At 48.8% G+C, this 25,054-nt stretch carries 22 protein-coding genes and 1 riboswitch; of the genes, 14 read left to right on the forward strand and 8 right to left on the reverse strand.

Translation table 11 applies throughout. The annotated features are described in order from the left end of the window. Positions 1-59 precede the first annotated feature (59 nt). Entirely contained in the window at positions 60-1,178 is a 1,119-nt protein-coding gene (locus L4C36_RS18280) for an MCP four helix bundle domain-containing protein (RefSeq protein WP_428479239.1), read from the forward strand. Positions 1,179-1,699: 521 nt separating this feature from the next. Then, complete coding sequence (locus L4C36_RS18285; protein WP_428479240.1) at positions 1,700-3,328, forward strand: methyl-accepting chemotaxis protein; 1,629 nt, start codon at positions 1,700-1,702, stop codon at positions 3,326-3,328. A gap of 120 nt (positions 3,329-3,448) precedes the next feature. Here L4C36_RS18285 and L4C36_RS18290 read toward each other — a convergent pair whose 3' ends face one another. After that, complete coding sequence (locus tag L4C36_RS18290) at positions 3,449-4,543, reverse strand: NADH:flavin oxidoreductase (RefSeq protein WP_428479241.1); 1,095 nt, start codon at positions 4,541-4,543, stop codon at positions 3,449-3,451. A gap of 269 nt (positions 4,544-4,812) precedes the next feature. Between L4C36_RS18290 and L4C36_RS18295 the strand changes: the two genes are divergently transcribed. The 4 genes from L4C36_RS18295 (at position 4,813) to L4C36_RS18310 (ending at position 7,122) form a co-directional block, all read left to right on the forward strand. Beyond that, positions 4,813-5,178 (forward strand): hypothetical protein, encoded by a 366-nt coding sequence (locus L4C36_RS18295; protein WP_428479242.1) that lies wholly within the window; start codon positions 4,813-4,815, stop codon positions 5,176-5,178. An 84-nt stretch (positions 5,179-5,262) separates the two neighbouring features. Beyond that, a complete protein-coding gene (locus L4C36_RS18300) occupies positions 5,263-5,604 on the forward strand; it encodes a hypothetical protein (protein ID WP_428479243.1) in 342 nt (113 codons plus the stop codon). 89 nt (positions 5,605-5,693) lie between these two features. Continuing rightward, entirely contained in the window at positions 5,694-6,143 is a 450-nt protein-coding gene (locus tag L4C36_RS18305) for a hypothetical protein (protein WP_428479244.1), read from the forward strand. A 127-nt stretch (positions 6,144-6,270) separates the two neighbouring features. After that, positions 6,271-7,122 (forward strand): GNAT family N-acetyltransferase, encoded by an 852-nt coding sequence (locus L4C36_RS18310; protein ID WP_428479245.1) that lies wholly within the window; start codon positions 6,271-6,273, stop codon positions 7,120-7,122. Between the two features lie 223 nt (positions 7,123-7,345). Here L4C36_RS18310 and L4C36_RS18315 read toward each other — a convergent pair whose 3' ends face one another. Together L4C36_RS18315 and L4C36_RS18320 are read right to left on the reverse strand one after the other, a co-directional pair. Next, positions 7,346-8,347 carry a GGGtGRT protein gene (locus L4C36_RS18315; RefSeq protein WP_428479246.1) on the reverse strand — a complete coding sequence of 334 codons (1,002 nt, stop codon included), beginning with the start codon at positions 8,345-8,347 and terminating at the stop codon, positions 7,346-7,348. A 132-nt stretch (positions 8,348-8,479) separates the two neighbouring features. Then, on the reverse strand, positions 8,480-9,172 hold the full coding sequence (locus L4C36_RS18320; protein WP_428479247.1) for an iron-sulfur cluster assembly scaffold protein: 693 nt from the start codon (positions 9,170-9,172) through the stop codon (positions 8,480-8,482). Positions 9,173-9,322: 150 nt separating this feature from the next. Then, a riboswitch (Fluoride riboswitch) is annotated at positions 9,323-9,388 on the reverse strand. Positions 9,389-9,707: 319 nt separating this feature from the next. Here L4C36_RS18320 and L4C36_RS18325 point away from each other — a divergent pair. Further along, positions 9,708-10,091 (forward strand): hypothetical protein, encoded by a 384-nt coding sequence (locus L4C36_RS18325; RefSeq protein ID WP_428479248.1) that lies wholly within the window; start codon positions 9,708-9,710, stop codon positions 10,089-10,091. A gap of 125 nt (positions 10,092-10,216) precedes the next feature. Here L4C36_RS18325 and L4C36_RS18330 read toward each other — a convergent pair whose 3' ends face one another. Next, on the reverse strand, positions 10,217-10,744 hold the full coding sequence (locus L4C36_RS18330; protein WP_428479249.1) for a hypothetical protein: 528 nt from the start codon (positions 10,742-10,744) through the stop codon (positions 10,217-10,219). Between the two features lie 610 nt (positions 10,745-11,354). On the opposite strand from L4C36_RS18330, the gene L4C36_RS18335 reads away from it, so the two are divergent. Next, positions 11,355-13,727 carry a Lon protease family protein gene (locus tag L4C36_RS18335; protein WP_428479250.1) on the forward strand — a complete coding sequence of 791 codons (2,373 nt, stop codon included), beginning with the start codon at positions 11,355-11,357 and terminating at the stop codon, positions 13,725-13,727. A gap of 130 nt (positions 13,728-13,857) precedes the next feature. Continuing rightward, the gene (locus L4C36_RS18340; RefSeq protein ID WP_428479251.1) at positions 13,858-14,145 is read left to right on the forward strand and encodes a hypothetical protein; all 288 of its coding nucleotides are present in this window, start codon (positions 13,858-13,860) and stop codon (positions 14,143-14,145) included. Positions 14,146-14,241: 96 nt separating this feature from the next. Here the strand turns inward: L4C36_RS18340 and L4C36_RS18345 are convergent, their stop codons facing one another. Beyond that, a complete protein-coding gene (locus tag L4C36_RS18345) occupies positions 14,242-15,501 on the reverse strand; it encodes a hydroxymethylglutaryl-CoA reductase (RefSeq protein ID WP_428479252.1) in 1,260 nt (419 codons plus the stop codon). A 351-nt stretch (positions 15,502-15,852) separates the two neighbouring features. Here L4C36_RS18345 and L4C36_RS18350 point away from each other — a divergent pair, with 351 nt between their 5' ends. After that, complete coding sequence (locus L4C36_RS18350) at positions 15,853-16,773, forward strand: aldo/keto reductase (protein WP_428479253.1); 921 nt, start codon at positions 15,853-15,855, stop codon at positions 16,771-16,773. Between the two features lie 51 nt (positions 16,774-16,824). Here L4C36_RS18350 and L4C36_RS18355 read toward each other — a convergent pair whose 3' ends face one another. Next, on the reverse strand, positions 16,825-17,439 hold the full coding sequence (locus L4C36_RS18355) for a hypothetical protein (protein ID WP_428479254.1): 615 nt from the start codon (positions 17,437-17,439) through the stop codon (positions 16,825-16,827). A gap of 277 nt (positions 17,440-17,716) precedes the next feature. Here L4C36_RS18355 and L4C36_RS18360 point away from each other — a divergent pair, with 277 nt between their 5' ends. The 4 genes from L4C36_RS18360 (at position 17,717) to L4C36_RS18375 (ending at position 23,544) form a co-directional block, all read left to right on the forward strand. Further along, the gene (locus L4C36_RS18360; RefSeq protein ID WP_428479255.1) at positions 17,717-18,508 is read left to right on the forward strand and encodes a TetR/AcrR family transcriptional regulator; all 792 of its coding nucleotides are present in this window, start codon (positions 17,717-17,719) and stop codon (positions 18,506-18,508) included. Positions 18,509-18,988: 480 nt separating this feature from the next. Then, complete coding sequence (locus L4C36_RS18365) at positions 18,989-21,376, forward strand: efflux RND transporter permease subunit (protein WP_428479256.1); 2,388 nt, start codon at positions 18,989-18,991, stop codon at positions 21,374-21,376. Between the two features lie 16 nt (positions 21,377-21,392). Next, on the forward strand, positions 21,393-22,262 hold the full coding sequence (locus L4C36_RS18370) for an outer membrane lipoprotein-sorting protein (RefSeq protein WP_428479271.1): 870 nt from the start codon (positions 21,393-21,395) through the stop codon (positions 22,260-22,262). A gap of 13 nt (positions 22,263-22,275) precedes the next feature. Next, positions 22,276-23,544, forward strand: coding sequence for a hypothetical protein (locus L4C36_RS18375; RefSeq protein WP_428479272.1), 1,269 nt, complete (start codon positions 22,276-22,278; stop codon positions 23,542-23,544). Positions 23,545-23,735: 191 nt separating this feature from the next. On the opposite strand, the gene L4C36_RS18380 is transcribed toward L4C36_RS18375, so the two are convergent. Both L4C36_RS18380 and L4C36_RS18385 read right to left on the reverse strand, forming a co-directional pair. Further along, the gene (locus L4C36_RS18380) at positions 23,736-24,176 is read right to left on the reverse strand and encodes a VOC family protein (RefSeq protein ID WP_428479257.1); all 441 of its coding nucleotides are present in this window, start codon (positions 24,174-24,176) and stop codon (positions 23,736-23,738) included. Between the two features lie 58 nt (positions 24,177-24,234). Then, a complete protein-coding gene (locus L4C36_RS18385; protein WP_428479258.1) occupies positions 24,235-24,915 on the reverse strand; it encodes a type 1 glutamine amidotransferase domain-containing protein in 681 nt (226 codons plus the stop codon). Positions 24,916-25,054 lie beyond the last annotated feature (139 nt).

A 25,054-nucleotide genomic window follows, 5' to 3' on the forward strand; every position in this document is an offset into this window, starting at 1 on the left:
GTTTATAAATATGTTTATGTGTACATTCCTGACTTTATTTTAACTTGTTGTTTCCTCTCATGTTTAAACATCTCCCGGTTGGCAAGAAAATAGCGTCGATTTTTGCTTGTATTATTGCTTTGTTAATTGCTGTTGCTTTCCTTATCAAAGCTGAAATTGACCTGGTTAGAAACGAAATTGTTAACTTAACCGATTCGACGTTACCGAGTGTGTCACAAGTTGAGGCTTTACGTTATGAGTTGGCGACGATCCGAACGGGAGAGTACGCCATTTTGACGTATGATAATGCGCGTCAAATGTACGAGCGTATTGAGCGAATTGATCGCCAAATGCTGATGGTGAATCAGATGTTGATTGACTATAACGCAACGGTTGTGACTCAACATGAACAACAAGTGTTTGACCGTTTCATGCAGAACTGGGAAGTGTATGAAAATGTGCTGATACGTTATAACCATTTATTGAATAATGGAAAGCGTAGTGAAGCCCGTGAGATGTTGTCCAAATCGATAGGTATCCATTGTTCACTCGATGAAAGTTTGAGCGATTTGCGTGATTTAAACGTGAGTTTTGTGCAAAATAACCGAATCAGCATTATTCAAAGTGTTGATGCGATGTTGTGCCTCGCCATTGGTTCCATTTTTATTCTTGCCGTATTCATGATGGTCATGAATATCGTATTGACCCGCAGCATTTGCCGTCCTTTAAACATGGTGACCGCACAATCTAATGCGATTGCATCGGGGAATTTAACTTATCATTTTGCCCGTGAGAGAATCGGTAATGATGAGCTCGGTCAGCTCGCCGATTCCAGCATTAAAATGCAAAACGATTTACGGGGATTGATTGAAGATATTTCAGCGACCGTCACCCAGCTTTCTTCGGCTATCGAGAAGGTCAATACTGTTGCGCCTGAATCGTCTAAAAATAGACATACACAACACGTTGAGTCTGGTGACACAGTGATGAAGCCGACGGCTAAACGCCCTGTACAAACAGAGACAGTGAACAGTGAGCAAAGTTCGACGACGGAAGGGGTATCGGACAGTGTCACGCGAACGAATACCTCTTCAACAGCGGTGGCACAGGGTGCGAACCCTACCACGCAAGCATGTCATGAGTTAACGCAACTTGCGAACAGCTTGCAGCAGAAGATGAAGCGATTCCGCTTGTTGTAAGCGTGGCTTTGTCTGTGAGAAAGCGTGTTCTCACGAGAAAACGAGAGGTATAAGAAGGCCAGCATATTGCTGGCCTTTTGCGTTTATACGCCTCGTAGACGTTGCCCCGACGGGCTCGGCATGTCAATTAGCGACTTATGATAACTATCATGGCTAAAAGTGAGTGACAGAGTTTTGACGCAGTACAATGACAGGTCATCAATAAATATACCTAAATAGGATGGTGTTACTATATATAAATAACAGCGTTAACATTGGGTTTTTAATTAATTGTAGGTTTTAATTTATATTAATTTATGTGTTGAAATATAAGCGAAATTTATTATTATTGTTTTGATTCAATAGTGACACATAGCAATCGGTTGCTATTTTTATGCTTCTGTAATTGTGAGGTGGTGATATGTGACTGGTTTCTATCTGGATGATTTTTAAGAGCTAAATCGATGATTTTTATTGTTTGCATGGAAGATTGTGTGTAGATTTTTGGTCATGGACCACTCTAAATTTTCAAGTTTATTACCATGTTTAAAGATCTTTCTATTGGAAAGAAAATAGCGTCAATTTTTAGTTGCATTTCCATTTTGCTTATTTCGTTTGCATTCTTAATTCAAGCTGAAATTGATATTGTTAAAACGGAAGTGGTGAATTTAACGGATTCAACCGTACCCAGTATGCTGCAAGTTGAGGATATGCGTTATGAATTGTCTTATATTCGACGCGTGCAGTATGCGATCTTAACGTACGAAGATATCGAAAGAGCGCGCCAGCGTATCGATCGTGTCAGTCGACAAATTCAGAATGTAGAAAATATGTTCGATGCCTACGGTGCGACGGTCGCATCAAATAGCGAGAGGCAAGTCTTTGATCGTTTGATGCGCAATTGGGAAGCGTATAAGCGTTCTCTCGATGGCTATAGCCGGGGAATACAAGACGGTGATATGGCGCAAGCACGCGCGGTATTGGCACAGTCGCTGGATGAATATAACAGTATCGATGACAGCATTAATGCGTTGCGCGAGATGAATCTGGGGTTTGTGAAGAATAACCAGACCAGCATTCTTGAGAGTGTGAATACGATGCGTCTTCTGGCTATCGGTGCTATTGCTGCCATTACAGCGTTTATGATTGCGATGACGGTGTATTTGACGCGTCAAATTTGTCGTCCGTTGAATCTGATCATGGCGCAGTCAGGCGCGATTGCGGCGGGCAATTTAGCCTATGCATTAGATCGTACGCAAATCGGCAATGATGAACTCGGCCAGTTGGCGGATTCCAGTATGCAAATGCAACAGGATTTACGCCGTTTGATTGAAGATATTATCGCTGCGGTAACACAGTTGAGCTCAGCGGTGGAAGAGGTCAGTGCAGTGGCGGCACAGACCTCTGCGGGCATGGATAGCCAACAAGCGGAAATCACGACAGTGGCGACAGCGATGGATCAAATGCGTGCGACGGTCGCGGAAGTTGCGGGTAACACGGAGAATGCGTCTGCGTCAGCGACGGATGCGAATCAGGAAGCGCAGCAAGGCGCAGTGGAAGTTAGCCAAACTATTTCGCAAATTCAACGTGCATCGGAAGAAATTGAAAATGCGGGTAATTTGGTGGCTGAGCTTGAAAAAGAATCGACCAATATCAGCATGGTGGTGGATGTGATCCGTGACATCGCAGAGCAGACCAATTTGCTGGCACTGAATGCCGCCATTGAAGCGGCGCGCGCCGGTGAGCAAGGGCGGGGGTTTGCCGTGGTGGCGGATGAAGTGCGTACCTTAGCGGGACGAACCCAGCACTCGACGGGCGAGATCATCAGCATTATTGAGAAGTTGCAGAAAAGTGCGAATGAAGCCCGTTCGGCAACAAATGAGAGTTGTGCCTTGATTCATGCGTGTGTGAGTCAAAGCCATGGTACGGGCGAGAAAATTCACTCGATTGAAACAACAGTGAGCCAAATTGCGGACATGAGTGTGCAAATTGCCAGTGCGTGTAGTGAGCAAGATGCGGTGACGGAAGATCTGCAACGCAGCGTGACGCGCATTAATGCCTCTTCAACAGAGGTGGCACAAGGGGCGAACCATACCACGCAATCGTGTCATGAGCTCACGCAGCTTGCGAACAGTTTACAGCAGAAGATGCAGCAGTTCCGCCTGATGTAATGTGTGCGTTTTGAGCGAGTTAAAACACAACGCGTATCTACAAAGAAACAAGGCCAGTCATTGACTGGCCTTGTTGTTTTTCGTGTGCTGTAAGCAACCGTCGATAGCATACGCGGGGGCTTATTTACGCTTTTTATATACCACGCAGAAGTTGCCGCGCTTGGTGCGACACTTCGAGCAACGCTCACAGTCGACTGGGGCGTGTTGGCCTTCTTTCCAACGCTTAATGAGGTGCGGTTCCGCCAATAGTGGGCGAGATAACGCAAAGTATTGAATGTTGGTGGTGTTTGCCAGTGACTCAATGGCAGCTAAATCGCTCAGGCCACCGACGGTGATCACTGGGATTTGAATATCTTGGCTGATCACTGCGCCATATTCGTGGAAGTAACCTTCCGCCTGTAGTGTGTGGCCATCAAACTGCTCACCCACCATGGTGCTGGCGTTACCGTGAATGTTACCGGACATCACGATGCCATCAACACCCAAGGTTTCAAGGTGCTTACAAATCTCACGGGTTTCTTCAAACGTCAGGCCGCCATCGAAAAACTCCGAGGCCGTGAGTTTAACCAGAATAGGGAAATCATCGCCCACTAATGCACGGATCGCGGTGACGATCTCCACCAAAAAGCGCATGCGGTTTTCCAGGCTGCCACCGTACTGATCATCACGACGGTTGTAGTATGGGCTCAGGAACTGGTTGATCAGGTAGGTGTGTGCGGCATGAATTTCCACGCCATCAAAACCGGATTCTTTCGCACGGCGACTTGCTTGTGCAAAGGCATCGACAATGTAGTCGATCTCGGCGATGGTCATGGGTTTACCTTGCGTTTGTGTACCGCGTTCCGGTACCTCGCTTGGAGCGAAGATCACGCGCTCACCCACATTGTAGGTTGTTTTCGTGCCGCCATAGGCCAACTGCATGACAATTTTTGCATCATGGGCGTGTACACGCTCAGTCAGGATTTTGTATTCATCGATGAAAGAATCGTTGTACATCCCCATCATGCCGGCATTGGGTTTTTCTTCTTCCACAATGTTGGCATAACCGGTCACGATCAGGCCGAGTTCGCCCTGTGCCAGTTCTTCATAGATGTCATACAGCTTTTCTGTCATGTGGCCCGTTTCGGTGGCCATGTTTTCCCACGTTGCGCTGCGCATAAAGCGGTTTTTTAGCGTCATGTTGCCGATACGGCTTTCTGAAAACAAAGTACTCAAGTCCAATCCTCTTAATATCGCGTGTTTCGCTCGTGCCACAAGCAAATGAGCAGCGGGCAAGCGTATAGAGAACCTGCGGGCAATTCCTTAATCTGGATTAAGGTAATGAGAGAAATATCAATGAATTTGTATGATAAAGCGTGACAACACTCGAAAAGGCTTTTTATCTTCTGTGATAGCGTAAAGATGTCGCCTTTCAGTAAGTCAGATAGCCGGAAAAAGCACTTGTGATGGGTAATGAGGGGATCGGTATAGCAAAAGAGGGATGCATGATTATGGGTTCAGAAACCGCGCATATTTTGTCGCACTTATGGATGAGTACCCTTGTGCTGGGTGTCGTGATTTACCTGGTATTTGACTACGTCACCGTAAGGCGACTGGAAGGGTACTTTCATCAACACAGTACTCCGCAAGTTGTGCCCGATGGGTTGGGGTTGTACACGGTGTATTATGCCATCGCCCTTGCTTTCCATACTGTACGCCTGAGTCGTCATGATTATCCGTTTATTCCGGTTAATGAAACCCGCCGACTGGCAACGGCAACCGATAAGTTTCTTGCTACGCTCTTTACCGCTAATTTTGCGCTGTGTATGGGGTTGTTGGTGATTATCGCGATTGGGGGTAATCTCGCATAACCATAGAGTGGGTGATCAGTATTATGTACCTTTTTAATGACAGAGGCTTCTTGTTGGTAATGGCAAATTATATGGATGGGTTGAATGGACCCTGATGAAATTTTTATACTTAACACAGTATGGGCAGTTTCTGCTGTCATGAGCATAGTGCTGGGTATTGTTTTCCATTTTTATACGGTTCGACGTCTCGAGCGAGCATTTAAATGTAACGGTATTGGATATTTAGGGGGAGATCGATTGAGGTTAGTTAATTATGCATTTGTTATCTTTTTTCAAACTGAACGATTAAATGACCACAATTACCCATTTGTCCCTGTCTCTGAATCAAGAAAACTCGCAACGAAAAAAGATAGATTCATCGCTGGGATGTATAATATTAATAATTTGATATGGATGGTATTACTCGTTGTCATATCTTTCATTTAGCCATGATGAATGACGATATGTTTAGTCGATTTTTCTGGTTCTGTTGTCTACACATAGTGGAGTGTGTATCGCTTTAATGGACTAAAACCATGACCACAAAAACACAAGGACTTGAAGCCGAATGGCTGTTATTGCAAAACCAGTTTGACGTGTATGAGAAATATTCACTGGTGATAAAATTAGTGAGTGTCATCGTGTTGTGCGCGTTTTATTGGCTCAATAGCGTCACGGCCTTTGCTGTTATGATTTTACTCATTTTGTGGCTGCAAGATGCCATTTGGAAAACCTTTCAATCACGCATAACGCCACGGTTACTCATGCTTGAGCAAGCAATGCGCGTTGAGCACACGCAAGAAAAAGCAGCAGAAGATAACCTCGCTATGCTGCCCTGCCAGTTCAATAGTCAATACGCCCTGTCTCGTCCCAGCCAGTTGGGATTAATCAAAGAATACGGTCTTCAAGCGCTGCGGCCGACCATTGCCTTTCCGCATGGTGTGCTGGTGACGCTCGCAATCATGATGTTCGTCGTGATTGCGTGAATGTAACGCGATAAAACCGAGGTGATTTTGCACTCGACCCCGATAAAATAGTTTGGATGTACTTCACAGCGATATACAGAGGGATGGCATTTCATTGTCTACCCTTAGCGTATATTAAGGAGAAAGTATGTCTAATAATAATTATCATATTGAAACAATGACCCGTGACGCCTTGCTGCAGGCTATCGACTGGGCGGCGGAAGAAGGCTGGAACCCCGGGATACGTGATCTCAACACGTTTTATTCGGCTGATCCGAATGGCTTTCTCATGGGCTATCTGGATGACGAGCCCATTGCGTCATTGTCGGTGGTGAAGTACGACACACATTTTGGCTTTCTGGGCTTTTATATTGTGAAACCGGCATATCGCGGCAAGGGATATGGCTTGGCGTTATGGCAAGCGGGGTTAGCGTACTTGAAAGGCTGCAACATTGGTCTTGATGGGGTGGTTGAACAGCAGCCGAATTACCAGAAATCGGGCTTTCAGTTAGCGTACAACAATATTCGCTTTGAAGGCCTAGGGGGCGGTCGACCACCAAGCAGTTCGGCGCTGGTGCCGTTGGATAGGGTCCCTTTTAATGATATCGAGCGTTACGATCGACAGTGCTTTCCGGTGGCGCGAACGGCTTTTTTGCGTAAATGGTTAATGCAACCGGGGTCGATTGCCTTAGGTATTCAGCAACGGGGTCAGCTAGCCGGATATGGCGTCGTACGTCCGTGCCGTAACGGCTTTAAGATCGGCCCGTTGTTTGCCAATGACGCATTGCAAGCGGAAGTGCTCTTTCTGGCGTTGAAATCTCATGTGCCGGCGAGTCGACCTGTGTTTCTTGATGTGCCGGAAGTGAATGGGGCTGCGCTGGCGTTAGCAGAAAAATACCGCATGACACCGGTATTTTCGACCGCGCGCATGTACACCGGTGATGCACCGAAGATTGCCCTTGATCGTATCTTCGGGGTAACGACGTTTGAGTTAGGGTAATGCGGGTTTATGCGGGCTAATACGTGATGACACTGGGTTATTGAGTGTTTCATGGCCAAGGGATGGGGGAGCGAGTGTGATACTCAAATCAGTGCTTATCCGTAGAGAGATAAGAAAAAAACACCGACCGTCAGAAGTGCAATGGCGGTCGGTGCACACTCACGCTGGAGTGTAAACTTCAAGCAAGAAGCAAGGAAACAGAACTCAATATCAACACTGGCGGCTAGCGTGCTGCCTGTTCAATGGCGACAGCAACGGCCACCGTGGCACCGACCATTGGGTTGTTGCCCATGCCAATTAATCCCATCATTTCTACGTGTGCAGGCACAGAAGACGAACCGGCAAATTGCGCGTCAGAGTGCATGCGTCCCATGGTATCCGTCATCCCATAAGACGCGGGGCCCGCGGCCACATTGTCAGGGTGTAAGGTACGGCCTGTACCGCCGCCAGAAGCAACAGAAAAATACGCCATCCCTTGTTCGAGGCGCTCTTTTTTGTACGTACCGGCCACAGGGTGCTGGAAGCGGGTTGGGTTGGTGGAGTTACCGGTAATGGAAATATCCACCCCTTCTTTGTGCATAATGGCCACACCTTCGCGCACGTCATCCGCGCCATAACAGTTGATCTCACCGCGTGGGCCTGCCGAGAAATGGCGTTCTTCCACCACGTTTAAGGCGCCTGTGTCATAGTCAAACTGTGTTTGTACGTAGTTAAAACCGTTAATGCGCGCGATAAGGTAAGCGGCATCTTTGCCCAAGCCATTTAAGATCACGCGCAGTGGGTGTTGACGGACTTTATTGGCATTCAGCGCAATTTTGATGGCGCCTTCCGCTGCCGCGTACGATTCGTGACCCGCAAGAAAACAAAAGCATTGGGTGTCATCACTAAGCAGGCGTGCGCCTAAGCGACCGTGGCCCAAACCCACCTGACGCTGATCGGCGACGGAGTCGGGAATGCAAAAGGCTTGTAGTCCTTGGCCAAGGTATTCTGCGGCTTGCGCGGCGGTGGTGGCCTGTTCTTTCAACGCAATCGCTGCGCCCAAGACATACGCCCATGCGGCGTTTTCAAAGGCGATGGGCTGGGTTTCTTTCACGATGTCGTACGGGTTAACGTTGTATGATTGGCAGTAGGTGAGTGCGTCTTCGAGTGATGCAAATCCATACTGGTCTAATACGGGGGTAATTTGTGCAATACGGCGGTCGTAACTTTCAAATAGTGCAGCCATGATGAAATCCTCAATCAATCTTAATCTTGGTGTCGCGCAATGTGTGTAAATACCGAATGCCGAGTATTAAATATCGAATACTGGCCTACGTAGGTTGCGTGGTGATACTGCGTGTGTGGCGTTGTGACAGCGTCACTCGTGACGAGGATCGATCGTACGCACTGCTTCATCAAACCGACCGTATTGGCCTTTCGCCTCTGCCATGGCTTGTTCGGCAGGTACGCCTTTGCCGATGGCTTCCATCATTTTTCCAAGATTCACAAATTGATAGCCGATGATTTCATCATGATCATCTAAGGCTAATTGGGTGATGTACCCTTCGGCCATTTCCATGTAACGCGGCCCTTTCGCTCGGGTGCCATAGTGTGTACCGACCTGACTGCGCAGCCCTTTGCCTAAATCTTCCAACCCTGCGCCAATCGGCAAGCCATCTAATGAGAAGGCGGTTTGGGTTCGGCCATATACATACTGTAAGAAGATTTCACGCATGGCGACGTTGATGGCATCGCACACCAAGTCAGTGTTGAGGGCTTCCAGAATGGTTTTACCGGTGATCAGTTCAGACGCCATCGCGGCGGAGTGAGTCATGCCAGAGCAACCAATGGTTTCAATGAGGGCTTCTTCGATAATGCCGTTTTTAACATTCAAGGTAAGTTTGGCTGCGCCTTGTTGTGGGGCGCATGTGCCGACACCGTGGCTGACACCTGAAATAGCAATGACATCTTTGGGATTGACCCAACGGCCTTCTACGGGAATAGGGGAAGACGCATGTTGCGGACCGCGTTGAAGGGTGCACATGTTTTGAACTTCAGTGGAATATTGCATTGCTCTTTCTCACAATTTACGGGAAACGGATAGTGAACAATGAATGGGGGAGGGCGGTGCATGGAATAATACACGCTAACAACATCGCACAGGTGTGCGTAACCGTCCGCCAATGTAGGGGGCGTACCGTTTCCTCGGCCATTCATGCCGCTGTTGTTAGACGTCATCATCCCCAAAGAGGGCGGTTAAAGGAGGAACATCATCTCCCAGCACGTGCTGTTAGGTCGTAAACAGCGAGGCTATGAACACCAAGTGAGTGGTGATCTGTCATTTACTATACACACAATAATTCGTCAGGCGCCCTCAAATATTGCCAATCCTTGATTGCAAATTTGATGAATGACGGAGGCTGACAGAAAAAACGTGGGCGAGATGTAAGCAAATGTAACCTCGCCACAAGTCATTCAATCACTTAGCGCACGCTATTCATATTTCCACACAGACTGACAGTTTGCTGATGGAAAACTGACATTAATCGAACATTGTTTCCCGAGTAAATACGTAACATTTCAGCATAAACGTTCGGAGAAACACGATGCAGCAGAATAAAAATCAAAATAATGTCACGTTAGTGCGACCGCGTCTGACGTGGAAAAAGCGAGCGATGAGCCATATGATGATCTTGGTTGTGGCATTCATGGGGATGATGACGCCTGCGATAGCGGAAGCACACCGTCATGGCGGTCACAAGCACCACAAGCACAAACACCACCATAAACATCATCACCATCATCATTATAAAAAAAGACATAAACATGTCGTGGTCGTGAAAGAACGCCATCACCATTATCACAAGAGCCGTTTACCGGAAATCGCGACATTTGCGATCATCGCGGGGGCGACATACGCGATTATCGATAATCATTACTACAAGCGTCGTGGTGAGAATTATGAATACGTGGCCAAGCCAAACCGATAAACACCACGGTGGCTGCTTATGCCGTCATACCCATCAAAAATACAAACAGCCTGTCATGACCTGACAGGCTGTTTGTTTATGTCGTGATTGTGTGTATAGCTGGCGAGTTAAGGAAGCCGTTCGCTCTAACGAAACAGATCGCTGCTGCAGGTTGGTATTGCGTTCTGGCCAGCATAGTACGCATCATTCCAAAATAGCGTGCCTTGCGGCGTGGTAATGTAGAAAAACTCGCCATTGCGTAATTTGCACGATTGATACTGATAACTCGCGAGTGCAGTTGGGTCGCTCACCATGCCGATCGCGGTAGCCGCATCCGCTTGGCGATCTAACTGATAAAACACATGCTGGCTTTGGTCGGAGGCGGCCTGCTGCTGGCTGGCCAGTGCTTGGCATTGTGGACTGTCTTTACTGATCACTGTCGCACGTTGTGGTTGGTGCGTACGCATATCGATTAAATGGATTGTGTCTCCCGCGCTCAAGGTAGCGTTATTAACGGCAAAGCATTGACCCGCGATCCAGCCTATGTGGCTTTTTGTATTCGTGAGCAGCGGGCTTTGCGCCGCGGTTTTGGTGCTGCTTTGGCATCCCGTCAGTGTCAGTGTGCCGATCAAGGCTGCAAGGGTTAACGTGTTGTGTTGAGAAAACGTAAACATGATCCTACCGTTCTATAAAAAATATGAGCGTATGTTGGCTGATATACCGCTTTACTCACCGCCGTGAAAGCGATTTAGCAATTGCGGCGGCAATGACAGCAGCAACAGCGGTAACAAAATAGGGAAGGGAGGCAGATCGTGTATTGGAAAGGCATCGTATATAAAGTCAGTAACAGTTTGTTGCTATTATCGTTTTTATGGTGGCTTGCAGGCTGATTCTCAGGGAATTTACGGATTCGTTAACGCTAATCGGTGTCAGCGTAAACTTGTCCTCATTCAATCTGTCTGCATCAAGCCGCGAGCAGCATGCATGATTCGAATTGCGGTGCGAATACCATCAGTGGGAGAGTGCGATCTACCCCTTGTTATAATGAATATGAGGTCTGCGGTTTTATTGAAATCGAGATCGGGATCAATCCCTTTTCCCACGGGGGAATATAAACCCTATAAAGAGTAAGTGTTATTAAGGTGATACGCGATTATCGGTTAAAATCCCATCAATCACGCCGGTTTTGGGGGATTTAAGCACGTTAAATCTCGGTTAAGTCACTAAATGATAATCATTTTCTGACTACACTGAAGATCATAGTTGTTTCACGGAGGGAGCCATATGACTATTCAATCTCTAAGCGGCGATAAACTGTATCGCACGGCATCCTTACATGGCTTACCTGAAGATTGTAAGTCCACCAAGAACCTGACTCCGCTGGATGAAATTGTCGGGCAGGAAAGGGCGCAGCAAGCCGTCGAGTTTGCGATGTCCATTAAAGAAAAGGGTTATAACATTTACGCCATCGGCCGTAATGGCCTGGGCAAACGTACCATGGTGCTGCGTTACCTCAATCGGCATGATCCGAACGGTAACGGTAATACCCTGTACGACTGGTGTTATGTGGCCAACTTTGAAGAGCCACGGAAACCGAAGATTCTCAAATTGCCAGCCGGTCGCGGCCATGCTTTCCGTAAAGACATCGAAAAGTTAATGACCCGCTTGGTCAAAGCCTTTCCCTTGGCGTTCGACAACGAGATGTATTACAGCCGCTCGGAAAAGCTGAAAAACCAGCTGACGCAGAAACAAGAAAATGCGTTAGTCACGTTAACCAAGGAAGCGCTAGAGCGCAGCGTTAGCTTATCCGTGACTCCGACTGGCGAATATCAGCTGGTGGCTCTGAACGGTGAAGAAGCGCATACGGAAGACACCTTTGCCGCACTGCCTGAAAAAGAACAGAAAGCGCTCGAAGACACCATCAATGATCTTGAACGCCAGCTACGCGGCATCGTACGCCAGTTGACCGAGCTGGAAGAAGAGTTTTCCGATAAAATCCAAAAACTCAATGAAGAAATCGCGAATGATGTGGTGTCACACTTCTTCAAAGTGTTGGTGTTGGCTTATAAAGACCTGCCGGAAGTGAAAGCCTATCTCAAGGCCATGCAGACCGACATTCTGGATAACCTTGATATTTTCTTGGAAGAAAGCGAAGAGCAAGTGGCGTTAGCGTATGCGGCGTTGGATAAGAAAATGCCGCGCCGATACCAGATCAACCTGTTGGTGAGCCAGCCGGACCATAAATTCCCGATCGTGGTGGAAGAGAGCCCTAACTATCATTCTATTTTTGGTTACGTGGAAAATGCGACCTTCAAAGGTACCGTGTTTACGGACTTCTCGTTGATCCGTGCCGGCAGTTTGCACCGTGCCAACGGCGGTGTATTGCTGATGGATGCGGTGAAAGTGTTAGAGCGCCCGTATGTGTGGGATGGGTTAAAACGGGCGTTACGCGCCCGCAAACTGAGTGTCAGTTCGCTTGAGAAAGAAGTGACCCTGTCAGGCACGATTTCGCTGGATCCCGAACCGATCCCGCTGAATGTGAAGATCATCTTGTTTGGTGATTATCAAACCTATCAGTTGTTGCAGCACTATGATCCTGAATTCAGTGAATTATTCCGTGTCACTGCGGACTTTGAAGATGAAATGGTCCGTACCGACGAAGCAGAGGTGCAGTACGCGCAATTCATTTCCAGCATCGTGAATGATAATGGGATGTTGCATTGTGATCGTAAAGCGATCGCAAGGATCATCGAGTACAGTTCACGACAGGCCGACGATCAAAATAAGCTGTCACTGCACTCGGCAGATATCGCTAATTTGCTGCGTGAAACCAACTACATGGCAAAATCGTCTAATGCGACCATGATCCGCGCTAACCATGTTGATCAAGCGTTGCAGAGCCAAGAAAAACGGGTCAGCCGCCTGCGCGATCACGTCATGCAGACTTTTGTGAATGGCACTACCCTGATTGATACTCACGGTGAGGTGGTAGGTCAAATTAATGCGCTATCGGTGATTTCTACGTCTAGCCATCAATTCGGTGCGCCTAACCGCATTACTGCCACCACCGCTTACGGTAACGGGGAAGTGTTCGACATTGAACGCAGTGTGGATCTCGGCGGGCGTATTCACTCTAAAGGGGTGATGATCCTGTCGGCGTATTTGGCGTCCTTATTTGGAAAAACACGGCGCATTCCACTGACGACGCACCTGACCTTTGAGCAATCTTACGGGGGAGTCGATGGCGACAGTGCCTCAATGGCGGAGTTGTGCGCCATTGTATCAGCGTTCTCTTTGGTGCCACTGCGACAAGATGTGGCGATCACCGGGTCCATGAACCAGTTTGGTGAAGCCCAGCCCATTGGTGGCGTGAATGAGAAAATCGAAGGTTTCTTTGATGTTTGCGCCATTAAAGGCCGCACGGCACAGCAAGGGGTGATCATTCCACACTCTAACGTGCATAACCTGATGCTACGCAAAGACATTGTGGACTCGGTGGAAAAAGGCGAGTTTCACATCTGGGCGATCAGCCATGTGTCGGAAGCGATTGAGATTCTGACTCGTCAGCCTGCTGGCATCCTCACCGCCGAAGGGACATACCCGTTTGATTCGGTACTCGGCCAAGCGCAACTTAAACTCAATGCGTTGCGGGTGTAACGAGATGCCACTCCAGAAGTCACACTATAAGCCAGCGAAAGCTGGCTTTTATCTGCCATTATTTTAGCCTCTCTGTAAAGTGATATACTAATACTTTCAGTGAGTTATCATGAATGACAAGGCGTAGATAATGAAGAAAAAATGTATTTATATACTGTTATGGACGATCATATTTACGTTATTCTTCGTGTTATTTCCCAATGTAGCAACCATACACCCCCATATTGAGTATTCGGCACTACTTGCCCCTCTTATTTTGCTAACAACACTCATTGCCGCCTCCAGTGAATTGTTTGACGGTATGTTTCCCGCAGCCCTTTATCCCGGTGTGTTGTTTTGGTTGGTTGTGATTGCCATTTTCTTGCTGCCAATAGACAGGTTCAGGCTGGTCGTGAGAGGGTGGTTTGGGTATAAGTAAGCGAAGCCGTTTGCGTTATTTGCTCTTGGTTTTGCTTTTCCTCGTTCCCCGTCCCTAAAAACTAGTCCCTCGCGCTTAAAATAAGCGCTCCTTCCCTCACCGCGCTAACTTATGATGCGCCCGTGAAAAGTGCCCCGCACAGAAGGCGCCAACGATAGACAGCTCTCCTGCTAGACACAGGGCGGCGCAAACTTCCGCTAAAGCTTGGGACTTTCCGTGACCGTGTAACCCCAATAAATCCAGGGAGGCTTTTTGGCTCGGCAGTGAGGTGCCGCCACCCACGGTGCCGACCATTAAATTGGGTAAGGTCACGGACGCGTACAACCCACCGTGCTGATTGACTTCAATACGGGTGATTCCTACAGCAGATTCCGCTACACAAGCCGCATCTTGGCCGCAGGCAATATAGAACGCCGCGAGCGCATTGGCGTAATGGGCGTTGATGCCAATACTGCCACTTAATGTGCCACCCACCGTTGTCATGCGAGTGAAATCGGCCATTTTTTCTGGCGTGGTGAACAGCATTTTTTCAATCAAATCCCGCTCAATGTTTACTTCTGCGGTCACTTTTTTCCCACGCACGCTACGCAAAGTCTGTGCCGTAGCTTTTTTGTCACCCGACAAGTTGCCATCCAAAAACGCTTGTAGGGGAGGAATGGGCGAGTGGTGGAGAATGTGCTCAAACACCGCATTGGTGGAAATGGTCACCATGTTTTGGCCTGACGCATCACCGGTGAGGTATTCAAACACCAAATACACATGGTTGCCTTCAATGTTAACGCTCATGTCGGTCAACTTACCAAAGCGGGTCGTGGATTCGGCAAGGTTGCGGAAAGTGTCGAATTGGGTGACGACCCAAGCGACAAACTGGCCAGCTTCCGCCAAACTGTAGAAAGCAAAGCACGGGGTACGTGTCACGCCTTCGTTAAGCAACATCACACTTGTCCCGCCCGCTTGCGTAATGAGTTGCGAGCCGCGATTGTAGGAGGCCACTAAAGCCGCTTCGGTGGTCGCGAGTGGCACATGGTAATCATCGCTGGCAAATAAGCCATTCACCCGCAGTGGGCCGGCAATACCGACGGGTAATTTCACTGTGCCGATAAAATTTTCGATGTTTTTGCTGTAGCTGTCCATTTGCGCATGGGTGTGCGGGTCGAGTAATTGCGCCTGTGCATCAGGGTGATCCAACATCTGCCAGCGTTTGTCGACCGCCTTTGGGGTAAGGTAGGGCGATCGGGGCTGTCGCTTGGTAACAGGCGCATGATTCGCCCCTAATCGCTGCGCTAATTCCGAACAAGAGAGATCGGTCACGAGCGGGGACAGTGTATTACAGCGATGTTGATTGAGCTTTGGCATAGCAGTCTTTCTTAAACAACGATGGCAGGATTCTACCTGCCAGATCGAAAAACACTGATCCTGCCAGATCATTCATGCTATAGGCTGACCGTTGCTGAAAGTGACTATAGGGAGAGGGGTGTTAGTAATTATTTGAAAATGTGAGATAAATTGCAGAGGCTCACGTATTAAAGATTTATTTTTGGTCACACACTGTAACAGTTTGAGGTGAAATCGCCGCCTGCAGTCGTGAGCAAGTAAAAACGCTAACTGTGAGCCAGTAGCCACTCTGCATGGCGCACCTTGAAGTCCGAAGAGGATATACCTAGGATGGATGCCTATTGTTAATACGAGACATGGAGCAAGATCCTAATGGTGGAAAAAGTAGCACTCACCCCGAACGGCCCGCAGTTATCAGAGCTGGTGCAAGGCTATTGGCGCTTAGTGTTCTGGGATATGAGTCCGCAAGAGCGATTGACATTTATTAAACAGCACATGGAACTGGGCATTACCACGGTTGATCATGCTGATATTTATGCTTCTCCTACCGGGCTGCAAACGTGTGAGCAATTTTTTGGTGAAGCGTTAGCGCTTGAACCGAGTATTCGTGAACATCTTCAAATTGTCACTAAGTGTGGCATCAAGCTATGCAGTAGTGCCGCACCAGAGCAGAAAATAAATCATTACGATACCAGCAAGCAGCACATTATCGCTTCCGTGAATAACTCATTGTCGCGCTTGCAGGTGGAGAATATCGACGTATTGTTGATCCACCGCCCAGACGTGTTAATGGATGCCGATGAAGTGGCAGAAGCCTTTGCCGAGCTGAAACAGCAGGGTAAGGTGAACCATTTCGGTGTGTCTAATTTCACACCCTCACAGTTCGATTTGCTGCAATCACGCCTTGATACACCGTTGGTAACCAACCAAGTGGAAATCAACCCATTGAATATTGAGGTTGCCCATGATGGCACCTTGGATCACCTGCAAATGAAACGTATTAAGCCGATGGTGTGGTCATGCTTAGGCGGTGGTGCCATTTTCTCGGGTCAAAGCGAACAGGCTGTGCGTGTGCGCAATGAATTGGAAGCGATCCGTGAAGAAGTGGGTGCGGCGAGTATTGATCAGGTGATTTATGCGTGGGTACGCGCTTTACCTTCTCAGCCGTTACCGATCATCGGTTCCAGTCAAATTGAACGCGTACGCACCGCAGTCGATGCGCTGAATATTACACTGACGCGCGAGCAGTGGTATCGCGTGTGGGTAGCCTCAAAAGGTCACGGTGTGCCGTAGTCGGTACGCATAGCCATCAATATCTAAGGCCTCTTGATGAGGCCTTTTTGTTTACGGTGATTCACATTGCCATCCGGTTAGACGAGTAATAAGCCATTGGTTTATCTGTTGATATAATGTGATGTTTTCATCATGTAATTCATAGTTTGCTGTTATTGCCTTGTTAAGGCTGGCTTGCAGATTGCACCTATAACTTGGGTCATCATCACCGTGACCATCTCGCATACAACTGCCCCAATACTGGTAGTTTTGTTGTTTATTATTAGGTTGGTATTGGTATGCATCCCAATGATAAGGGCTTAACATATCGAATAAGAGTGCTCCATCTATTGAGGGAGTGAGCGGACTGGACGTGTTGGGCGACTTTTGAAGGACTTGAGTCGATAGGTTCGCATGGAGGTGGTGATAAATTATACCGCTAGCCTTATCAGAAGAGGTGTGTTGAAACCCATTAATTTGCTTGGAAAGGTATGCTCCGTCGATAAAGAGGGTTGGTCCAAACCCTGTCGCATCATCATATTGACCTTTTTCGTTACCATTATTCATGAATGAACTTGGCGCTAAAAAAGCCTTGGGTAGGCAATAGCCTTGCCATTCTAAAGAGTCAGGTGTGTCAGCAGACACGAAAGGGGAGAGTGTCAAAAATAATAAGTATCGTATCTTCATGTTATCGCCCCTGATAGTTTGTTGCTGTATCACAATCATGGCAATAAAGATTCTAAATCTCTATGCTGGACAAAGGCGCGTTCTTGATCAGAAATAAATAGATCGTATGAAGACATGTTGACTTATTTTTATGAATGATACGCAATATGTTACAAGCTGTGTATTTATGAGTCCAATTTGTAAACTCACTTTGTGCGGTCGGCTCCAATTTGTGGAAACGTGTTTTTATCGGCATTTCATGCTATAACGCGGGGGTATCTATCGAGGAGTGATCGCCATGGCGAGGCAAGCAGGGAATGCAGCGGATAACGGATTACACGCTGTGCAGGCGTTGAGCAAAAAGCAGCAAGCGATTATTGATCGGGAAGCCGAGTTGCTGGACATCGCGAAAGCTATCGTCATTCGAGAAGGCTTTGCTCACCTCACGATGGACAAGGTTGCTGCCGCCAGTGCCTATTCGAAAGGGACGATTTACAATCACTTTATCAGCAAAGAAGATTTGGTGACCGCACTGGCTGCGCAGGCCTTTAAGCAAGAAATTCAACTCTTTCGCCGTGCATTAGCCTTTGACGGTAACAGCCGTGAAAAAGTGATCGCCATGCATGTGGGCTACTCGTTATTTACCCGCTTAGAGCCCGTCTTATCCCTGTGTGTGTTAACCAGTCGTACCCCGTTTGTCATCGAAAAAAGCTCTCAAGAGCGATTGGCACAGTTCACTGCGTTAGAAGAGGAACTGGTGGGGATCAGCGATCAATTTTTAGCGAACGGATTAGAGTCTGGCGCCTTGGTCCTCCCGAAAGGGTTTAACCGTGACAGTGTGGTGTTCGCCAACTGGTCGATGGCCTTTGGCTCAAATGCCTTGATGAATAACGCCAGCAAAAGCTGCTGTGTGTCACGTATCGCGCAAAATGACTCCATTCTGCAAAATGCCAGTTTATTGCTAGATGGCTTACGTTGGCAGCCGATGTCGGCAGATTTTGACTATTTCAAATCATGGCAGCGGATCGAAGAAGAAGCGTTTGCGACAGAAGTGGCGTTGTTAAACGCACAATCGGATCGCGCGGAGTAACCGTTTTCTAGCCTTTTATTGAGAGAGCGCTTTGTTCAGCCATTATGGTCGTTGCGTAATGGCTGATGTATTTGTTTGTCCTTCCTCTTTGATGTCTTAGCTTTCCTCGCACCTCGCACCTCGCACCTCGCACTTTGGCCGTATTGACTCGGTATCGGGTTGCCCGTCAGTTTCTTATTTTCTCCTTACTTTAAACGTCATTCACGCGCAATGCGCATGCTTATTGATGGTTTTAACAGCGAAATTGTGCTTGATCTGTCGGTTTTATCCTCTATTATGACGTTCTGTCACTTTTGACAAATCGTCATGAAATGTAGTGCGCCGGATGGCAACCTCGCAGTGTTGGCGATGAAAACAAGACGGAAGAGCCGCAATGATGGGGCTCTTTCGTGGAGAATATGCTTTGCAAAGGAGCTGTAGCCGGAGAAATCCGGTTTTTATCGCAAGGTATTTGACGAAACGTCACAAATGGAGAGCGTGATGAAGTTAAAAATACCCGACATCCCCGTCGATTACCCCAAAACTGTACTGTTGTTGACCTTGCTGGCGATCATCCTCGCCACCTTAGGCATGAAAAACCTCTACTTTCGCGGTGACTATCAAATTTTCTTTGATGCCGATAACCCCCAGCTTCAAGCCTTTCAGGAAATTGAAGCAACCTTCAATAAAACCGATACCATTTCTATCGTTGTTGCCCCAGAAAGCGGCACGGTATTTACGCCGGCGTATTTGGCTATGATCCGCGATATCACGGAGGCGGCGTGGCAAACGCCTTATTCCAGCCGGGTCGATTCTATCGCGAACTATCAGCATACCTCAGCTGATGGGGATGACTTGCTGGTGGAAGATTTGCTGTTTGATGGGCGGGCGCTAACCCCGTTGCGGATCGCACAAGTCAAAGCGATTGCCACGAATGAACCGCGGCTGAAAAATCTGCTGGTATCAGAAAAAGGCGATGTCGCGGTGATCAATGTGACGTTACAACTGCCGGCTGGTGACCAAACCGTGTTAGTGGCAGAGATACACCAGTTCGTGAAAGACATGACCGCTAATTATCAGCAAGCGCACCCTGATGTGATTTTTCACCTTGGCGGCATTATTGCGCTGAATTATGCGTTTGCCGAAGCGGCGATGGCCGATGGTAGCACCTTGGTCCCGCTGATGTTTTTAGTGGTACTGGTGTTGCTGGGCGTGATGTTGCGTTCGGTGAACGGGGTGCTGGCCACCTTGATGGTGATTATTGCCACCGTGGCGGCCACATTGGGTTTGCTGGGGTGGGCCGGTAAGTTTTTGAATAACGGCACCGTCAATGTACCGACCTTGATCATGACATTGGCGGTTGCTGACTGCGTGCATGTGATCACCTTAGTGCTGCAGTCAATGCGCCGAGGCATGAGCAAAACCGATGCGATTAAACATAGCTTGCGCACCAACGGCATGGCGTTGTTGATCACCTCGCTCACCACGGCGGTTGGGTTCTTGATGATGAATGCCTCAGACTCACCCGTTTTGCGTGATATGGGGAACTTGTCAGCGGTTGGGGTCGTGATTGCGTTTGTGCTGGCAATCACCTTGCTGCCTGCGATGTTGGCGTTGCTGCCATTGCGTGTGAAGTCCCAGCCTGATGCAGTAGATCAAAGCCACTTCAGCAGTTTTGGCTGGTTGGCCGATTGGGTGATTGTGCGTTATCGCGGGATTTTGATGTGCGCCGTGGTGCTAGTGAGTGTCAGTACCGTGCTGTTAACCCACAACAGTGTGAACGATGACAGCATTGAATATTTCGATTCGTCGTATGCCTTCCGTCAAGCGGCGGATTTTATGGAAGACAACATTAGCGGTATGACCAATATCAGCATCGCGGTGAAATCCGGTGTGTCGCAGGGCATCAATGATCCGGAATTTATTCGTACACTGGGTGCATTCACCACCTGGTTACGCGCTCAGCCTGAAACCGATCATGTCACCACATTGGCCGATACGTATGCCCGTTTGAACATGAACATGCACGGTGATGATCCCCATTTCTATCGCTTACCGGCAGACCAAGCCCTCGCAGCCCAATATCTGCTGCTGTATGAAATGTCCCTGCCTTATGGCTTAGATTTGAACAACGAAATCAACATTGATAAGTCCTCGGTCAAACTTTTGCTCACCACCGAAAACCTCGGCAGCAAAGACATGGTGGCGTTAGAACAGCGCATCTATCAGTGGTTTGGTGATCATGCGCCGCAGTACACGGTGTTGGCGTCCAGTCCGAACTTGATGTTCTCCCACATTGGGGAAGTGAACATGACCAGTATGCTACAAACCCTGCCCGTGACCTTGGTGTTCATCTCGCTGCTACTCATTGGCGCCTTGCGTTCATGGCATTTAGGGGCGATCAGTTTGATCCCAAACTTGGTGCCAGCGGTATTGGGCTTTGGCGCATGGGCGATGATATCAGGGGAAATAAACTTGGGCTTGTCGGTGGTCGTGACCCTGACACTTGGCATTGTGGTGGACGACTGTGTGCACTTCCTGACCAAATACCAGCATGCCCGCCGCCAAGGAAAAGACGTAGAAGCGGGGATCCGTTATGCCTTCCGCACGGTCGGCAAAGCGCTGTGGGTGACCACGGCCGTATTGGTGTCCGGCTTCTTGGTGTTGGCAATGTCCAGCTTCCGCCTCAATGCAGACTTGGGCTTGCTCAGTGCCTTGGTGATCAGCATTGCGTTAGTGGTGGATTTTATCGTGCTGCCCGCCGTGTTGTTGATGTTTGATCGCAAACATTATGCCACCCAAAACGAAGCGCTTGATGAAATAGAGTCTGATGACAGAGAGACTGTTGCCGCCGCTGCCGCGTCTTCTGTCACCATCAAACAAGGATGAACCGATGAAAATGACGATGAAAGCTAGGATGCAAACCACGATGAAAACGACGTTCAAAAAAAAGACAAACATTGCTCTGTTAGGGCTGTTCGGTACCGTATTGGCATGGCCAGCTATCACACATGCCGAGCAGACCCAAACGGTTGTTGAAATCGCTGAGACACCTTCTGCATCTACCCGTGGCCTCACCATCGCCAAAGAACGTAAAGCACTGGATACCGGTTGGCAGGATTCTGTCGCTACTCTGAGCATGGTGTTAGAAAACGCCCACGGCGAAACCAGTGAGCGCAAATTGCGGATCAAAAGCTTGGAAGTAGCTGACGATGGCGACAAAGGCTTAACCGTGTTTGACCAACCGCGTGATGTAAAAGGCACCGCGTTCTTAAATTTCTCCCACACAGCAAAACCGGATGACCAATGGCTTTATCTGCCTGCGCTCAAGCGGGTGAAGCGGATTGCCTCACGCAATAAATCCGGTCCCTTCATGGGCAGTGAATTTGCGTATGAAGATCTCAGTTCGTTTGAGCTGGAAAAATACACCTTTACCTATCTCAATGACGCAACGATCAACGGTGAAGCCAGCTACGTGTTGGAGCAGATCCCGACAGATGATTACTCCGGTTATACCCGCCAAGTGGTGTGGTTGGATAAAACCCATTTACGGCCGTTGAAAATGGACTTTTATGATCGCCGCCAAGCCTTGTTGAAAACCTTGGCGTTCTCTGAGTACAAGCAGTATCTGAACAAGTATTGGCGCGCCCACAAAATGGTGATGACTAACCACCAGACGGGCAAGAAAACCACGCTGACGACCGAAGACTTACAGTTCCAAACCGGGCTGTCTGACCGTGATTTCAGTCAGCAAAGTTTAAAGCGCGCAAGGTAGGCAGGCGTCGATGATGACAAGCAGAAGAGATAAACGTAGCGAAATACCGTGGGTAACGTGGCGGGGTAACGTGTCGCTGCTGCTCACGCTGTTGGCCTGTACACCGAGTGTGCAGGCCACGGAATTGCGTGGCAGTGTGGCGGTTGAGTATCGGCAATTTTTCCAGACGGGCAGTGAAGGGCAAGATACCACTCAGCCCTCGCTGGTGGTAGAGCCACAGTGGTATTGGGATTGGGAGGGCGTATTGCCATGGGCAGATCAGGGGGGAGAATCCAGCTTTGCTTTTACGCCCTTCGTCCGTTGGGATGGGATGGATGATGAGCGGACTCATGCAGATATTCGCGAAGCGCTGTACCTGTATTACAACGGTAACTGGGAGTTTCGCGTCGGGATCGGCAAGGTGTTCTGGGGCGTGACGGAATCGCAACATCTGGTGGATGTGATCAACCAAACCGATGCTGTGGAATCTGTCGATGGGGAAGACAAGCTGGGACAACCGCTGATACAACTCAGCTATTTCAGTGAGTGGGGCGCGTTTGAAGGCTTTGTGCTGCCGTATTTTCGTGATCGCACCTTTGCAGGCAACGACGGGCGACTCACCGTACCTGGGGTTGATCAAGACCATGCGCGCTATGCGTCCAGCCGTGAAGAAAAGCATGTGGATACGGCACTGCGTTACAGCCAAAGCGGATCGATCTGGGATCTGGGATTAAGCTATTTTCATGGCACCAATCGCGATCCGTATTTCCTTGATTCGCCTTCAGGGGGGGATAATCCCATTTATTCCTTAGTGCCGTTCTACGCGCAAATGGATCAAGTGGGCATGGATTTGCAAGTGTTGTGGGGGGAATGGCTGTGGAAAGCCGAGGCCCTGCGGCGCTGGAGTGAGGATGACCACACCGCTTTTACCGGCGGGTTTGAATATACCTTCATTGGCGTCGATATCGGGATGGGTGACACAGCATGGGACGTGGGCGTGTTAGGGGAATACTTGTATGACAGTCGTGGCAGTGAGGCGCCTGTGGTGGGACAAAACGATCTGTTTGTCGGCATGCGCTGGGTGTTCAATGACATGGCGGGCGCGGAAGTGTTGATGGGCGTCAGTCAGGATTTGGAGGACCGCGGATCGCGCACAGGCCGGATTGAAGCATCAAGCCGTTTCAATGATGCGTGGAAATGGCACATTAATGCGTGGTTCTTTGAGGCCGATGAGGTCACCGACCCAACGTATGTTTTCCGCCGTGATGATATGGTGACCGCACGGTTAACGTATTATTTTTAAAGATAGCAGCGAGTTTCTAAGGGCGAGTTTTCGAGGGCTAGGAACGCGTTTCGAGGAACGAGGAAGGGCAAGAAAATCAGAGGCGAGGAAAAATAAGAAGCAGAGCTGAGGTGTGCACAAAAACAACAGTGCGCCTGTGGTGGCGCACTGAAAGCTGTGTTACTAAAAGCGGTGTCACTGTGGTTGTGGTATCACCACTCGCCGGTATTCACCATGGATGCCCACGGTTCTGCTGGTGCTAAGGCTTCGCCTTTTTGTAGCAGCTCAACAGAGATACCATCGGGTGAGCGAACAAAGGCCATATAGCCGTCGCGCGGTGGACGGTTAATGGTCACGCCGCCCGCTTGCATTTTTTCGCACAGGGCATAAATGTCATCAACACGGAATGCAAGGTGACCAAAGTTACGGCCGCCAGTGTATTCCTCAGGATCCCAGTTGTACGTTAACTCAATCAACGGCGCATTGTGGGTGCGAGCATGTGCTTCATCGCCAGGGGCAGCCAGAAAGACCAGCGTAAAGCGGCCTTTCTCGCTCTCTTTACGGTGGGTTTCTACCAAGCCCAGTTGGTTGCAGTAAAAATCTAAAGAGGCATCAAGGTCGCTAACGCGCACCATGGTATGTAGATATTCCATTATACATCCTGTGAGAGAGTGATTATCGCAAAGTATCTGTTCGGTAGAGATATTACCATCAATTGCTTACCAGTAAACGGGCGACCGCATGTCCGACTGCAATGGCCGACTGCGGGTTTTGTCCCGTGACCAGTTGGCCATCCACCACCACATGTTCTCCCCACATGACGGTTTGTGAAAAGTTCGCATTGGCAGCTTTGAGCGCATCTTCCAGTAAAAAGGGCACCACGCCTGTTAACCCCACTGCATCTTCTTCGTCATTGGTAAACCCCGTCACTTGTTTGTTGGCAATTAGGTGGTCACCATTGGGATGGCGCAGGTTCACTAACGCTGCGGGGCCGTGACAAATGGCCGCGACAATTCCCCCTTTTTCATAGATAGCTAACGTGACGCGTTGAATGTGTTCGTCATCTGGAAAATCCCACATGGTGCCGTGACCACCCGCATAAATTACCGCATCGTAGTGGGAGGGCATCACGTTGTTGATGGATGCGCTTTGCTTGAGACATTCCACCAATTCAGGTGTGGCCAGAAAGCGGGCATTGTATTCGTCTTCTTCATCCCAACTTTTTGGGTCGACCGGCGTTTCACCGCCCGCCACCGAGACAATATCGACCTCAATCTGTTGGTCGGCAAGGGCATAATAAGGGTGGGTGAGTTCAGACAGCCAAAACCCCGTTTGTGTGCCGGTATTGCCCATTGCCGCGTGACTGGTGAGAACCATCAGTGCTTTTGCCATCGTCTTCCTTCCTCTTTGTGCGCATAACGTGCAAGTCAGGGAAAGTATAGTTGGGAGATGGGGGAGGTGAGTCGGGATATGAATGACGGTGTGATGGTGAGCGTTTGTGGGCTGATTTATGCCCAATAAACGTGTATCA

It is taken from the genome of Photobacterium japonica (assembly GCF_050337005.1).
Lineage (GTDB): Bacteria > Pseudomonadota > Gammaproteobacteria > Enterobacterales > Vibrionaceae > Photobacterium > Photobacterium japonica.